The sequence below is a fragment of the Billgrantia antri genome (assembly GCF_019430905.1).
Classification (GTDB): Bacteria; Pseudomonadota; Gammaproteobacteria; order Pseudomonadales; family Halomonadaceae; genus Halomonas; species Halomonas antri.
The window spans coordinates 337112-352332 of sequence record NZ_JAHYCA010000005.1; the positions used below are offsets into that span (position 1 = coordinate 337112).

Annotated in this window: 12 protein-coding genes and 1 riboswitch; of the genes, 7 read left to right on the forward strand and 5 right to left on the reverse strand. The window is 65.1% G+C overall.

All coding sequences use genetic code 11. The annotated features are described in order from the left end of the window. Positions 1–72: 72 nt before the first annotated feature. The 3 genes from tenA (at position 73) to KPL81_RS15185 (ending at position 4317) form a co-directional block, all read left to right on the forward strand. Positions 73–741: a thiaminase II gene (gene tenA, locus KPL81_RS15175; protein ID WP_219792891.1), complete on the forward strand. Its 669-nt coding sequence runs from the start codon at positions 73–75 to the stop codon at positions 739–741. A 90-nt stretch (positions 742–831) separates the two neighbouring features. Then, positions 832–950, forward strand: a riboswitch (TPP riboswitch). 87 nt (positions 951–1037) lie between these two features. After that, positions 1038–2927 carry a phosphomethylpyrimidine synthase ThiC gene (gene thiC, locus KPL81_RS15180; RefSeq protein WP_219792892.1) on the forward strand — a complete coding sequence of 630 codons (1890 nt, stop codon included), beginning with the start codon at positions 1038–1040 and terminating at the stop codon, positions 2925–2927. A 136-nt stretch (positions 2928–3063) separates the two neighbouring features. Further along, positions 3064–4317, forward strand: coding sequence for a PDDEXK family nuclease (locus tag KPL81_RS15185; RefSeq protein WP_219792893.1), 1254 nt, complete (start codon positions 3064–3066; stop codon positions 4315–4317). Between the two features lie 65 nt (positions 4318–4382). On the opposite strand, the gene KPL81_RS15190 is transcribed toward KPL81_RS15185, so the two are convergent. Continuing rightward, positions 4383–4886, reverse strand: coding sequence for a porin family protein (locus tag KPL81_RS15190; protein WP_219792894.1), 504 nt, complete (start codon positions 4884–4886; stop codon positions 4383–4385). A 95-nt stretch (positions 4887–4981) separates the two neighbouring features. Next, positions 4982–5911: an EamA family transporter gene (locus tag KPL81_RS15195; protein WP_240549299.1), complete on the reverse strand. Its 930-nt coding sequence runs from the start codon at positions 5909–5911 to the stop codon at positions 4982–4984. A gap of 162 nt (positions 5912–6073) precedes the next feature. Between KPL81_RS15195 and KPL81_RS15200 the strand changes: the two genes are divergently transcribed. Then, entirely contained in the window at positions 6074–7249 is a 1176-nt protein-coding gene (locus KPL81_RS15200; RefSeq protein ID WP_219792896.1) for an acetate/propionate family kinase, read from the forward strand. Next, positions 7246–9420 (forward strand): phosphate acetyltransferase, encoded by a 2175-nt coding sequence (gene pta, locus KPL81_RS15205; RefSeq protein ID WP_219792897.1) that lies wholly within the window; start codon positions 7246–7248, stop codon positions 9418–9420. Before KPL81_RS15200 ends, pta begins: the two co-directional genes overlap by 4 nt. On the opposite strand, the gene thiO is transcribed toward pta, so the two are convergent. Beyond that, the gene (gene thiO, locus KPL81_RS15210) at positions 9346–10530 is read right to left on the reverse strand and encodes a glycine oxidase ThiO (protein WP_219792898.1); all 1185 of its coding nucleotides are present in this window, start codon (positions 10528–10530) and stop codon (positions 9346–9348) included. The genes pta and thiO overlap by 75 nt on opposite strands. Positions 10531–10837: 307 nt before the next feature. Between thiO and KPL81_RS15215 the strand changes: the two genes are divergently transcribed. Together KPL81_RS15215 and KPL81_RS15220 are read left to right on the forward strand one after the other, a co-directional pair. Beyond that, positions 10838–11440, forward strand: coding sequence for a class I SAM-dependent methyltransferase (locus tag KPL81_RS15215; RefSeq protein WP_219792899.1), 603 nt, complete (start codon positions 10838–10840; stop codon positions 11438–11440). A 167-nt stretch (positions 11441–11607) separates the two neighbouring features. Then, on the forward strand, positions 11608–12732 hold the full coding sequence (locus KPL81_RS15220; protein WP_219792900.1) for a pyridoxal-phosphate-dependent aminotransferase family protein: 1125 nt from the start codon (positions 11608–11610) through the stop codon (positions 12730–12732). A gap of 76 nt (positions 12733–12808) precedes the next feature. Here the strand turns inward: KPL81_RS15220 and KPL81_RS15225 are convergent, their stop codons facing one another. Further along, on the reverse strand, positions 12809–13504 hold the full coding sequence (locus KPL81_RS15225; protein WP_209477182.1) for a CBS domain-containing protein: 696 nt from the start codon (positions 13502–13504) through the stop codon (positions 12809–12811). Positions 13505–13659: 155 nt separating this feature from the next. Then, positions 13660–15168 carry a hypothetical protein gene (locus KPL81_RS15230; RefSeq protein ID WP_219792901.1) on the reverse strand — a complete coding sequence of 503 codons (1509 nt, stop codon included), beginning with the start codon at positions 15166–15168 and terminating at the stop codon, positions 13660–13662. Positions 15169–15221 lie beyond the last annotated feature (53 nt).

The window sequence follows — 15221 nt, forward strand, 5'->3', positions numbered from 1 at the left end:
AGCACTCCCTTATCTGCCCTGCCCACTCTCCTTCCGCCCACGCTCCGGATCCGCTTTACCACCGGAGGCAAGATGGGCTACCGCTTCACCGACCTGACCGACGCCTGCCACGACGACTGGCGCGCCTACGTCGAGCACGACTTCGTGCGCGACCTGGGTAACGGAACCCTGGAAGAAGACGCCTTCCGCCACTACTTGCAGCAGGACTACCTGTTTCTGATCCACTTCGCACGCGCCTACGCGCTGGCCGCCTACAAGAGCCGCACACTGGCCGACCTGCGCCAGGCCCATGAGGGGCTCAAGGCCATCCTCGACGTGGAGCTCGGCCTTCATGTCGGTTTTTGCCGCGAGTGGGACATCTCCGAAGCGCAGCTGGCCGCGCTGCCTGAGGCGCGGGCCACCATGGCCTATACCCGATACGTGCTGGATACCGGCAACCGCGGCGACCTGCTCGATCTTCATGTTGCGCTGGCCCCCTGCCTGGTGGGTTACGGCGAGATCGCCAACTGGCTCAACGCCCAGGACACGACCGTACGCGGCAACACCAACCCCTATGACGCCTGGATCGCCATGTACGAGGGAGAGGAGTTCCAGGGCGCCATGCGTGCCGAGCTCGAATGGCTCGATGCACGCCTGGCCGACGCCACTCCGGCGCGCTTCGGTGAGCTCGTCGAGGTGTTCCGCGACGCCACCCGGCTCGAGATCGATTTCTGGCAGATGGGGCTGGATCGGGCACTTTGATCGCCCCCTGGCCCATCGCCATCCACCCGCTGGTTCTGGTCAGCCCAGTGGGTCCCAGTAGGCTGGTGATCGCGCGATCACCCGACCACCAAACGCTTGACGGGGTGCCGTTGAAGACGGCTGAGATCATGCGGCGCACGCGTCCGAGCATGGATCCCGTTGAACCTGAACTGGCTAGGACCAGCGTAGGGATCAAGCGACATGCAGGCTCGGCAAGACCGGACACCCTGCCCCTGTCACTTCCCACCTGTCCTCCCTGACACCCTGAAACGCGATACCCCTAGGGAGAACAAACGATGAGCAAGACCGCCCATTTTCTCGCCGAGACCGCCAAGGTCGACGAGGCCGCCGTCCAGCCGCTGCCCGGCTCACGCAAGATCTACGTCGAGGGCTCGCGTCCCGACATCCGCGTGCCCTTCCGCGAGATCTCGCTGTCGCCGACCAAGACCTCCGGTGCCGACGAAGAAAACCCGCCGCTGCTGGTCTACGATACCTCCGGCCCCTATACCGACCCACGTGCCGATATCGACCTGCGCCGCGGCCTTCCCGAGCTGCGCCGCGCCTGGATCGAGGAACGCGATGATACGGAGTTCCTCGACGGCCCGACCAGCGAGTACGGCCAGCGCCGTGCCAGCGACCCCATGCTCGCCCCACTGCGCTTCGACCTGACCCGCACACCGCGCCGTGCGAAGGAAGGCAAGAACGTCACCCAGTTGCACTACGCGCGCCAGGGCATCGTCACGCCGGAGATGGAGTTCATCGCCATCCGTGAAAATCAGCGCAGGCAAGCCTTGGGCACAGCGGAGGTCGAGCGCATCCTCGGCCACCAGCATGCCGGCCAGGGCTTCGGCGCCAAGCTGCCCGAAGAGATCACGCCCGAGTTCGTACGCGCCGAAGTGGCCGCCGGTCGTGCCATCATCCCCTGCAACATCAACCACCCCGAGTCCGAGCCGATGATCATCGGCCGTAACTTCCTGGTGAAGATCAACGGCAATCTGGGCAACTCGGCGGTAACCTCCTCCATCGAGGAGGAGGTCGACAAGATGACCTGGGGCATCCGCTGGGGCGCCGACACGATCATGGATCTCTCCACGGGGCAGAACATCCACGAAACCCGCGAGTGGATCATCCGCAACGCCCCGGTACCGATCGGTACGGTACCGATCTACCAGGCCCTGGAGAAGGTCAACGGCGTGGCCGAGAACCTCACCTGGGAGGTGTTCCGCGACACCCTGATTGAGCAGGCCGAACAGGGCGTGGACTACTTCACCATCCACGCCGGCGTGCTGCTGCGCTACGTGCCGCTGACCGCCAAGCGCGTTACCGGCATCGTCTCGCGCGGTGGCTCGATCATGGCCAAATGGTGCCTGTTCCACCATCAGGAGAGCTTCCTCTACACCCACTTCGAGGAGATCTGCGAGATCTGCAAGCGCTACGACGTCGCCTTCTCGCTGGGTGACGGCCTGCGCCCCGGCTCGGTGGCCGATGCCAATGACGAGGCGCAGATGGCCGAGCTCAAGACCCTGGGCGAGCTGACCCGCATCGCCTGGAAGCACGACGTACAGGTGATGATCGAGGGCCCCGGCCATGTGCCCATGCACCTGGTCAAGGAGAACATGGACAAGCAGCTCGAGTACTGCGACGAGGCCCCTTTCTACACCCTCGGCCCGCTGGTCACCGACATCGCCCCGGGCTACGACCACATCACCTCCGGCATCGGCGCGGCGATGATCGGCTGGTACGGCTGCGCCATGCTGTGCTACGTCACGCCCAAGGAGCACCTCGGCCTGCCCAACAAGGACGACGTCAAGACCGGCATCATTACCTACAAGATTGCCGCCCACGCCGCCGACCTGGCCAAGGGCCACCCGGCCGCCCAGCGCCGCGACAACGCGCTGTCCAAGGCGCGCTTCGAGTTCCGCTGGGAAGATCAGTTCAACCTCGGCCTCGACCCGGATACCGCCCGCGAGTACCACGACGAGACCCTGCCCAAGGACTCGGCCAAGGTGGCCCACTTCTGCTCCATGTGCGGGCCTAAGTTCTGCTCCATGAAGATCACCCAGGAGGTGCGCGACTACGCCGCCGAGCACGGCCTGGACGGCGATGCCGAGGCGGTGATGCAGGGCATGGAGGAGCAGGCGGAGAAATTCCGCCAACAAGGCGCCGAACTCTACAAGGAGGTGTAAGCACCGCGATACCGTCCCAGGACCATCACGCCGGCCATGGGCCGGCGTGTTTTTTTGTCGCCACAGGCGACAGCATGGAACGCTGGGATGTAGCCTGTAGGAATCTGCAAGGACCAAGTGCGGAGGGAGCAAGCCCATGCCACACCTGCACGTCGCGCTGGTGACCGAGCGCCCAGAGGTCAGCCTGATACCGATTCTGCAGCTTCGCCCACAGCGAGTCGTGTTGGTGCCCTGCCAATCCCCCCCTCAGGCAACCGAGCGACTGGCGATCCTGCTGCGTCACGAGCTGCCCGCCGAGACCGTGATCGAGACACATCCTCGTCTACCCGCCGACGAACCCGACCGCTGCGCCCGCTATGCCGGCGAACTGGCCGAGACCCTCTATCAACGGCAGCTCGATACCCCCGGCCTCTCGGTGACCCTGGACGCAGGTGGCTGCAGTACGCTTGTCGCCTTGCTGTTCCAACAGGCCATGCGGCGTTGCTCCGCCGATTGGCTGTATGTGGACGTTCCCACCGGGGCGCTATATAGCATGGCCTACGAAACCAAGGCCTCCACCCCCGATGTCACGGCCATCGAACCGGTGCTGGACGTGGACCGCTATCTATTGGCCAACGGGCGCAAGCGAGCCCGGTCACTCTCCGATAGCGAGGCGTGGCGCCAGGCCTGCCTGCAGCGCAAGTCCCTGACGCGCTATCTTGCGCATCATGCCGATCGACTGGCCGTCCTGCTCGGTGAGCTGCACGATATGGTGCATGGCGAGGGCGGGGTGTTGGCGAATCCAGACCCGCATGCGCCACCTCGGCTTAGACCCGGAGCGAATAATCAGCGCTTGCATGCCACCCCTCGCTTCCCGGCCACCGATGCCTTGACCGCACTGAACGAAGCCGGCCTGCTCGAATGGGACAATCAAGCTCCCTGCCAGCTCTCCGTTACTTCGCTGGAAGGCGCTGATTACCTTGGCGGCGGCTGGCTGACGGAATACGTGTGGCTCTGCGCTCATGAAGCGCGGCTCTCCAAGGTTTGCAGCGGCGCTCATCTTCTCGACATGAACGTCGATCGCAACGACAGGCCGGTGATACCCAATTGCCTGGCGGTAGAGCGCAATCAGCTACTATTCGTCGAAAGCCTCATCGCCCGCCCTGGCGCCGAGACCTGCCTGGAACAGGGCTTGAAGCGACTACACGAAATGCTAAACCACTCGGCGGGGCTCACCGCCACGCGGGTGCTTCTGGCTTGTGGGGAATTCGACAAGGCCAGACAGCGGCTTACCGAGCTGCAGCGCTTGCAGGGCCTGCAGGTCGAGGTCGTGGAAAATGCAGACCTCAAACACCTGCCCAGGCTACTGGCGAGCTGGAAGGAGAATGGCGAGTGGCCCGGCGCTGATTGAGCCGCTCACGAAATGGCCCCCATGGCATCTCATGGGGGCCAAGTTGTCGCCATATCGAGGCCGCCTCAGAAGCGATAGCGAACCCCGACGCTGGCGGCATCGAAGGTGTAGGCAGACTCATCCAGGTAGCGCATGTAGTCGGCGCCAACGGCCAGGTTGGGCGCCACATCAAATTCGGCGCCACCGCCGTACGAGAAACCGCTCTCGCTGTCGACATCGAAATCCACCTCGGTGACGCCCGCCAGGCCGTAGAGGCGGAACTCCTGTGACACCGGCAGGATGCCCTTGGCGTAGGCACCGACGAGATACTCCAGATCGACCGCACCGTCGGAGCCGCCGGTGCCGAGGTGAGCCTCGGCGGCGAGATAGTCGTTGAACTTCATCCCGCCATTGACGCGCAGCCCCACAGAATCCGCCGAAGAGCCCCGGTCGGGATCGAGCTCCCAGAATATGGCATCGGCGCCAGCATAGGTTTGAGGGTACATCGGCATCTGATACTGCTGGGCCTGGGCCGTGGCAGCGAAGGCAACGGCCAGCACCGCAGCGCTGGAAACGGCAAGCGCTTTCATATCGCACCTCCATTAAGAAACAGCGTTTCCATACACCGGCTTTCAGTCTGGTACAGAGTCTCGGAGCGTGCAAGACGAATCAACGCGCGGCAGGCTCAGCGCGGCGACAGGCTCAACACCACGATGCCCCCGAGCACGATCGCTCCGCCGACCAGTTGCGTGGCAGAGAGCATCTGCCCCAGCACCAGATAGCCCAGCAGCAACGAAGCCACCGGCTCTACGTTCATCACCGGCGCGTTGCGTGCCATTTCCAGTCGCGGCACGCTGATGAACAGCACCGAGAAGGCCACGCTGTAAAGCAGCGCCAGCGCCACCAGCGCTCCCCAGCCTGTGCTGCTGTCAGGCAGCGCCATGCCGCCCGGTACCAGCTGCAGGGTGCCGGCCACGATCATCACGACGAAGACCGTGAGCATGGTCAACAGGCTGCGCAGGGTGCTGCCCACCTCGCCCAAATGGTGTTCCGTGATCCATAGGGCGCAGGAAAAGGCCGCTGCCGCCCCTAGCCCGAAAGCCACGCCGGGCAACCAATCAGGCCCGAGCGCTTCAGGCGAAGCCAGCCAGGCGGGCACGTCCAGCACCACCACCAGCCCGACCAGGATCGCCGCCATGATGAGCGCAGCACGCAGCGTCGGGCGCGGGCCTCCCAGCGCCCAGGTCAACAGTGCCAGTTGTATGGGAAAGGTATTCATCAACAGCAGCGCCACGACGACCGGGATCCGCGCCACCGCCGAATAGAGACACAGGCTCTGAATGGCCACCATCAGCCCCGCCAGCAGTTGCCAGCGGCCCGCGCCGCCCGGGAAGGCGAAGCGTTTGCGCTGCAGGAGGAACAGCACTGCCAGCACACTGAGCGCCACGGTAGAACGCACCAGTACGGCGAGCAACAGTCCGGTGCCCTCATCGAAGGCCAGGCGGGCCGCAACATGATTGCCGGCGAACAGAGTGGCGACTGAGGCCAGCAGCAGAACGGCGAGATGGCGCGGCAGCAGCGCAGCGGCACCAAGCGTCGCGGTGTCGGTCGTCATGATGATATCCAGCGGTAGCGACGCCCTCAGCATGCCAGCATTTTCGATAGACGGCTAACAAACTTCCTGCTTGATCTGGAGCAGGGCAGGTGGCGACGCCGAGATGATAGACTAAAGTCTTAAGTCTATCCTGCCACTACACTCATCTCCCGCGGAGTCTCGATGAACGCTTCGGTCCTGGTCATCAATTGTGGTTCGTCATCGATCAAATATGCCTTGGTGCCGTCCACACCGGAGCAGCCGCGCCTGGCAGGGCTGGCGGAGCGACTGGGCGGCAGCGACGCCCGGCTCAGAGGCATCGACAGCCGCGGAGATTCCTTCTCCCAGGCACTCGGGGATGCCGACCACACCCGGGCATTGGAAGCCATTCTCCATCGCCTGGAGGGACAGCGGCCGCTCGCGGTGGGGCATCGTATCGTGCACGGCGGCGAGCACTTTACCCGCGCCGCCCTGATCGACGACGACGTGGTCGCCGCCATCGAGCGGACGGCGGCGCTGGCCCCGCTGCACAATCCCGCCAACCTGGCAGGCGTCAAGGCCACGCGCCGGCTGTTCCCCGGTCTGCCCCAGGTGGCGGTGTTCGATACCGCCTTTCACCAGACGCTGCCACCACGGGCCTACCGCTACGCCCTGCCAGAGGCGCTTTACCACGATCATGGCATCCGCCGCTACGGCTTCCACGGCACCAGTCACGCCTATGTCAGTCAACGTGCCGACACGTTGAGCGGGCTGGAGGGCGGCTGGCTAACCGCTCACCTGGGCAACGGGTGCTCGACCTGCGCCATCTGGCAAGGCCAGAGCCTCGACACCAGCATGGGACTGACCCCGCTGGAGGGCGTGGCAATGGGTACCCGCAGCGGCGACGTCGATCCCGGCCTGCATGCGCACCTGGCGCGGCAGTTGGGCTGGCCGCTCGAGCGCATCGACGAGGTGCTCAACCGTGAAAGCGGCCTGCTGGGCCTCTCGGGCCTGACCAACGACATGCGCGAGCTGGAGGCGGCCGAGGCGCATGGACATCCCGGCGCGGCACTGGCCATCGAGGTGTTCTGCTACCGCATCGCCAAGTCGCTGGCGGCCCTCTCCTGCGCCCTGCCCCGCCTCGACGGTCTGGTGTTCACCGGCGGCATCGGCGAGAACTCGGCCCGCGTTCGTGAACGGGTGATTTTGCTGCTGCCGCACTTCGGCCTGCAGCTCAATCGCACCGTGAACAGCGAGACGATCCGCGGACGCGAAGGCCGCATCGACGCCGGTGGCCGCCAGCTGTGGGTCATTCCCACCGACGAAGAGGGACAGATCGCCATCGAAACCCGCCAGCAACTGCAAGAGGCCAGCGCATGACGCCGCACGACGCACGCCCGACAACCCAGGTCCTGCTGATGGTGCCGACCGGCGTCGGCGTCGGCCTGACCTCGGCCAGCCTCGGCCTGATGCAGGCCCTCGATACCATCGGCCTCAAGACCGGCTTCTTCAAGCCGTTCCGCCAGGACGAGCTCAACGGCCCCGGCCCCGACCGCTCCACCGCTCTGGTCGGCAGCACCCTCAGACTGCGCCCACCGGCCCCCATCCCCCAACCCGACATGGAGCGGCTGTTACGCCAGGATCGCCTCGACGTGCTGATGGAGCAGGTCATCGAGCTGTTCGACGAAGCAGCAAGCAGCCACGACGGAGGCGCACCGGACCTGATCGTGGTGGAGGGCGTGGTGCCTACCGCCCATGGCACCTACGCAACCCAGCTCAACGCCCAGCTGGCGCATGCCCTCAATGCACGGATCGTTCTGGTCGGCAGCGGCGATGCCGCGGCTCCCGAGGCCTTGGCCGAACAGCTCGACCTGCATGCCCGTGCCTTCGGCGGCGTCGGTTCGGCACGCACCCTGGGCTGCATTCTGATGCGCATGCAGAACCTGCCCGGTGCCGAGGAACCGGCGCTCGCGCCTGGGACCAGCAGCGTCATCCTCGACGATGCCTTTCTCACCGAGCTGCGCCGTCACTCGCCGGCGCTGGCCACCGACCGCTTTCATCTGATCGGCGTGGTGCCTTACAACCCGGCCCTGACCGCGCCGCGGGTGGTCGACGTGGCCAGGGCGCTCGGTGCGCGCTTTCTCAACGAGGGCGAAGCCGCCCACCGCAGGGTGCTCTCCACCAGCCTGTGCGCCCGCAGCGCCGCCAATGCACTGCATGTCTTCCGCCCGGGGAGCCTGATAGTCACCTCCGGCGACCGCGACGACATCGTGCTGGCCTCGGCGCTTGCCACCATGAACGGCGTGCCCATGGCCGGCGTGCTGCTGACCAACGGCTTCATGCCCAACGACAACATGATCGAGATGTGCCGTCCGGCGCTGAAGACCGGCATGCCTGTACTGGCGGTGGATACCGACAGCTTTACCACGGCCAAGAACCTGGGCCGGATGGGTAACGACATTCCCATGGACGACCTGGAGCGTGCCGAACAGGTAACGCGTTTCGTTGCCGGTCACCTGGACTTGCAGTGGCTCAAAGACCATCTCAGTCGCGGCTTTACCCGGCGGCTGTCGCCCTCGGCGTTTCGCCACCAGTTGGTCAAGCTGGCCCAGCGCGCCAACCGACGCATTATCCTGCCCGAGGGCAGCGAGCCGCGTACCGTGGAGGCCGCAGCCATCTGTCAGCGTCGCGGCATCGCCGATTGTGTGCTGCTGGCCCGCCGTGAGGAGGTCGAGGAGGTGGCGCGCAACCGTGGTATCGAGCTGCCGGAGGGGCTCGAGATCCTCGATCCCGAGCGGATCCGCCACCGCTACGTGGCGCCGATGGTGGAACGCCGCCGCGGCAAGGTGAATGAGCTGACGGCCGAGGACCAACTGCAAGACAACGTGGTGCTGGGCACCATGATGCTGCAACTCGACGAGGTCGACGGGCTGGTGTCGGGCGCCATCCATACCACCGCCAACACCGTGCGTCCCGCCTTCCAGCTGATCAAGACGGCACCCGGCTATCGCCAGGTATCGTCGATCTTCTTCATGCTGCTGCCGGAACAGGTGGTAGTCTATGGCGACTGCGCGGTGAATCCCGACCCGGATGCCGAAGCGCTGGCCGAGATCGCCATCCAGAGCGCTCGTTCCGCCCAGGCCTTCGGGATAGAGCCGCGGGTGGCCATGATCAGCTATTCCACCGGCGAATCGGGCAGCGGCGCCGACGTCGACAAGGTGCGCCAGGCCACACGGCTGGCCCGCGAGATGGCACCGGACCTGCTGATCGACGGCCCGCTGCAGTACGACGCCGCGGCGATCGAGAGCGTGGGGCGACAGAAGGCACCCGACTCCCCGGTGGCCGGGCGCGCCACGGTGTTCGTCTTCCCCGACCTCAACACCGGCAACACCACTTACAAGGCGGTACAGCGCAGCGCCCGGGTGGTCAGCGTGGGCCCGATGCTGCAGGGCCTCAACAAGCCGGTCAACGACCTCTCACGCGGGGCGCTGGTCGACGATATCGTCTACACCATCGCCCTGACGGCGATCCAGGCTGCCCAGCGCAGCTGAACGTACCCGGCGACGGTCGGGTCGATATGGCGTGGGATCGATGGCCGGCTCCCGCGCCAGCAACAGGTCGACCAGCAGTCGGGTTGCCGCGGGCGCCAATACCAGGCCGTTACGGTAGTGCCCGGCATTGAGGTAGAGCCCCTCGATGCCGGGTACGGCACCGATAAAGGGGATGCCGTCCGGCGCACCCGGGCGCAGCCCGGCCCAGTGGTGTTCGACCTCACACTCGGCCAGTCTCGGCAGCATGGCGACGGCACTCTGCCACAAGGACTCGCGCGCCTCCGCGGTCGTGCGCTTGTCGAAATCGGTCTGTTCCAACGTGGAACCGACCAGCACGCGCCCGTCGCCGCGTGGGATCAGGTAGCGCCCGTCGGCCAGCACCACCCGCTCGAGCAGCTGGCGGCCACCGGGCATCGGCGGCGTGGAGAAGAGCATCATCTGACCCTTGACCGGTCGCACCGGCAGCGCCACGCCATGCTCGGCCAGCAGCACACCGCTCCAGGCACCGCCGCAGAGGATCACACGCCCGGCAGCGAGACGCCCTTGCGCAGTCTCCACACCACAGGCGCGTCCCCGCTCGACGACGAGGCGCTCCACTGCGGTATTCTCCACCAGGGTCACGCTGGGCAACGCCTCCAGCCGGGCACGCAGAGCCCGGCACAGCCGCGGATTGCGCACGCTGCCCAGGGTCGGCATCCACAGGCCTCCGCTCACCCCTTCGCAGAGCCAGGGCTCACGCGCATAGATGAAGGAGGCATCCACCTTCTCCAGCGGCCAACCCTGGCGTTGTGCCCAGGCGGAAGCTAGCTCGGCGTCGTCCACCCGCAGGTAGAGCAGCCCCTTCTGGCGGTATTCGATGTCGATACCGGTAGTCTCGAGCAGCCTTTCGGCCAGTTCGGCGTAGCGGTGCGTGGCACCCTGGGCAAGCTGGGAAACGGGCTCGCTGTAGCGCCACGGGTAGAGTGGCGAGACGATGCCCCCGCCCGCCCAGGAAGCCTCCTGGCCGCAGCGGCCCCGCTCCACCAGGGTCACGCCGTGGCCGGCCTGGGCCAGTTGGCAGGCGGTCAGCATGCCGATGACCCCGCCGCCGATGATCATAAAGTCGTTCACGCAATGCTCCGATTCATGCCCGCGATGAGGGGCGTCCAGCTTCGAGCACGACTGCGCCCCGTCGAGGCGGCACAGGCGTGGGGTGTTGCAGGAAACCTCGGTAGCGCTGCCTTTCAATCGCTCGCTACGCCGATCCAGACACCTCTATGGTAACCAAAAGCTGCGTAGAGATCAGAGTGATGCGCTGCACCGGCCGAGCATCCATCGACTCGGCGACTCGCTCGCGCAGAGTAGGGTGACCTTTCACGCTGGCGCCGGCTGGCCTAGAGTGGAGGAATGTTCAGCAAAATCTGAAGGAGGAATGCCCATGGCGGTTCAAGAGCGACCCTCGGTCGTGGCAGGCCCCGAGCGACGGGCTCAACTGTCGCTATTCGCCCGTAACTTCTTCAAGCATCCCCGCATGCTGGGCTCGATCATCCCCAGTTCCTCTTTCCTGATTCGCCGCCTGCTGGAGCCAGTCGATTGGCAGCGAGCAAGAGTCATCGTCGAATACGGGCCCGGCGTGGGCACCATCACCCAGGAGATCCTCAACCGCTTGCACCCAGACGCCACCCTGGTGGTCATCGAGACCAACGGCGACTTCGTCGATTACCTCAACCGCACGATGTTCGACCCTCGGCTCAAGGTGATCGCCGGCTCGGCCGAGACGATCGAAGCCGAGCTGGAACGGCTGGGCCTGCCTGCGGCCGATTATGTGGTGGCGGGCCTTCCGTTCAGCACCATGCCGGCCGACTGCCGGGAGCGCATTCTCGCTGGCAGCCAGGCAGCACTGGCCCCTGGAGGCTGCATGCTCATCTATCAGTTCTCGCCCAAGGTCTCTTCCGATCTGCATCAGACCTTCTCGCGTGTAGAGAGCGCCTTCGAACCCATCAACATCCCGCCGGCCAGGGTCTACTTCTGCCACAAGTGAGTCGCCTCGGGTGCCGCCGCAGGCCATCGGGCCCAAGCCTGCGGCCGCCCTAGCTTCCCGGCCCTTCCTTCCCCTTGTCGCAGCGCTCCTGCGCTGGTTCGTTGCCGCTAAACGGCATATCCTCTTGGGCTACGTTTCATTAGCCAAGCACCTCAAGGGAGAACCCCATGCCCGGCCTGTTGCCCGATGTCGACCCCGATGGCCTGCTCGAGTACTCGGTGGTCTATACCGACCGTTCGCTCAACCACATGTCCCAGCGCTTCCAAGGGGTCATGCGAGATATCTCGGCGACGCTCAAGCGAGTCTATCGGGCACACAGCACCGTCATCGTGCCCGGTAGCGGCACCTTCGGCATGGAGGCCGCAGCCCGCCAGTTCGCCACCAACCAGCACTGTCTGGTGATTCGCAACGGCCAGTTCAGCTATCGCTGGTCGCAGATTCTCGAGATGGGCGCCATCGCCGCCTCGACCACGGTGCTCAAGGCCCACCGCCTGGCACCGCAGGATCCTCAATCGCCTTTTGCTCCGGCCCCCATCGAGGACGTCGAGCGCACCATCCGCGAGGAACGCCCCGGGGTGGTGTTCGCCCCGCACGTCGAAACCTCGGCCGGCCTGCTGCTGCCGGACGACTACCTGCGCCGTGTCGCAACCGCGGTCCACGAGGTTGGCGGCCTGTTCGTACTCGACTGTATCGCCTCGGGCACGCTGTGGGTGGACATGGCCGGGCTCGGCGTAGATGTGCTGCTCAGCGCGCCGCAGAAGGGCTGGAGCGGCCTGCCTTGCTGCGGCATGGTGATGCTCTCCGAGCGGGCGCGGGAGCGCATCGAGCAGACCGTCAGCACCAGCTTCGCCTGCGACCTGCGCAAGTGGCTCTCGATCATGGAAACCTACGAGAACGGCGGGCACGCCTATCACGCCACCATGCCCACCGACGGTCTGGCCCGGCTGCGCGACATCATGCACGAGACCGCGGAATACGGCTTCGACAAGGTGTGCGAGGAGCAGTGGGTGCTGGGCCGCGGTGCGCGTGAACTGCTGACGCGCTTCGGCTACCGCAGCGTGGCCGCGCCCGGCTTCGAGGCACCGGGCGTGGTGGTCTGCTACACCAACGATGCCGACATCGTGGCCAAGTTCGCCGACGCCGGCCTCCAGGTCGCTGGCGGCGTGCCGCTGATGTGCGACGAAGGCGACGATTATCGCGCCTTCCGTATCGGCCTGTTCGGGCTCGACAAGCTGCACGATGTCGAACGCAGCCTGGCTAACCTGGAAACGGCGCTCGTGCGGATAGGTTGATTTCGCAGCGCCCCCGAACGCAGGCGGGACGGCTACCTGGCCGCCCCGCCTGATTCATCCTTGCTTGTCTTTCGTGTCAGAAGTGCCCCACGCCGCGAGGTATCATGCCCAGGTTGTTCTCCACGGTCTTTACCCCGGGGGTATTCTCGGCAGCAACCTGGACGGCCATTTTTTCTTCCTGACTCTCGACCAGACCCCAGATCTGCACCACACCCTCGGTAACGATGACGTTGATACGATCGACCCAGACCCCGGTGTTTTCGTCCACCTCCTTGAGAATGGCATCGCGAATCTGACGGTCGTCGCTGGTGACCGGTGTCTCCGCATCGGGCGCCGTGGCCGAGAAGCCTCGCAGCAAATTGGCGCGACTGACGATACCCACCAGCTTGCCGTCGCGGACGACCGGCACCCGCTTGATGTGGTGCTTCTCCAGCAGCTTGGCCACGCGATGCAGCGGCTCGTCCTCGCCAATGGTGATGAGATCGCGGGTCATGATCTCGTGCGCCTTGCGCGCGTGGGTCTTGACGTACTCGCTGGCACTGTTGCCCCCCGTGAAGAAGGTCTTCAGCCACCACGACTTGGGCGCCTCGCTACCGTTCTCTACCCGCCGCATCAGGTCGCCCTCGCTGACGATGCCGAGAACCTTGTCCTCGGCATCCACAACGGGTACGGCACTGATGTTGTTCTCGAGCAGGAGGCGCGCAATTTCCCGAACGTCAGCGTCGGGCGGTACGGTTATCACGTTGGGAGTCATGACATCGACAGCTTGCATGGCAGCACCTCCGTAAGAGAGCGATCTGGGTTGCAGCCGACCTAACTTGAAATCTAGTTCGACTTGGCGGGCGTCACAATTCGCCGCTTCACTCGACCCTACCAAACCCAATCCGCAGCCGACTTGACCTGGAACAACATCGACATTAGAACGCGTTAAAGAACAGGCGCCTCTTCTCCCTCCGCCTTCCCCTGTACGAGCCTTCCCCCTTCCTGGTGCACCTTGACCACGTCGACGATCCGCGAACGGCTCATGACGATCTTCCAGCGCTGCAGGATCGGCTCGGCATTGGCCACCTCTTCACGTATCACCAGATTGAACAGGTGACGCTTCTCGACCGACTCACGTGAGACCTGGCCGTCCTTGAGCTGGTAGACGCGATGACTGCCCTTGTCCATCAGCCGGGTCAATTGCGACAGGTCGAGCGAAACCGTCTCACGGGTCTTCTCGTAACCGCTGAGAAAGCGGGTGGGCGACATCCGCGAACTGGAACGGTAGTGCAGCACCACCTCCTCGCGCTGAGCCACGTTGCGCTTGCGCACCCGCTGGATCTGCTCATCGAGCTTGCCGAAACGCTTGTAGTCGAACCACTCCAGCTGGCGCCCGACCAGGGCGTTGCTGGTGGCGTCGAAATACTGCCGCCGCCACTTGGGCCGCCCCTTGCGCAGCCAGCGCCATAGAGTGTTGCGCAAGTCATCCTTGAACACCTCGCGTATGGCGTAGAGCACCGCCATAGCGAGGACGAACAGAGCGGTGATGTTTCCCACGGTGTCGCGGGCCTGGAGCAGGCCCAGCGAAACGAAAATCATCACCACACCGGTCGCGAGCCCCTTGACCGCCTTCTGTTCTGCACCGCCCAGTTCCTGGGTCTGTTGCTTGAGCGTGACCGGGTACTCGATGAGTCGTCTTAGCAGGCGCATCTTGTTGGACATGCGCGTCGGGTCGCGCACCACGCGGCTGGCGTTGTACTCCGCCCGCTCACGATGTGCGCTCTCGACCTCGCAGATTGCCAGCAGCCGCTCACGAATGGTGCGGTAGTCACGCCCTCGCGGCAGGTGCGCTACCAGCGCCAGCAGGCGCTGCTCGGTAAACCAGGAGAGGTAGTTGTCGATGTTGGCATAATATTTCAACAGCCCCTCGTCGCTCGGCTGGTTGCGGCGCAGGCGGCGCAGGATGCCCTGGGCCAGCTCGCACAGCTCCTCGAGGCGCTCCTCCAGACCGCTACCCACGCTGCGCGCTTGCGCCTCACCGGCGCCATCTCCCTTCGACTCACCGGCCTGCGGCTCGGCCCGCTCGTTGCTTTCGGCGCGGCGCTCCGCCTGCTGCACGCCTCGCGCGGTGTCGAGCAGCGACTGGGTGGCACGCTCGAGCGCCACCACATACTGGTAGGCATAGAGACTCAGGCTCAGTCGATAACGCCCTGTGCTGAGGCGATCACGGCCGGCCAGACGACTCAGTACCAGCGGCAGGTGGTGCTTGTCGCTGTAGTAGGTCCGCTTGACGTGAATCGCACTGTAGTAGAAGGCGTCTTCGGAGATGACATGCTCGTTGAGGCCGAGCTCCCCCGGTACGAACAGGAAGACGTCCAGCCGATGCGACGTCTCCTCCTGCAGGACACGGGAAACCTTGAGATGGAAGCTATCCTTGCGTTCGACGGTGATCACGTCGGCGCGGCTCCTTGTACCGGAGGCCACTGACAGGCCGTATGTTGTTCATG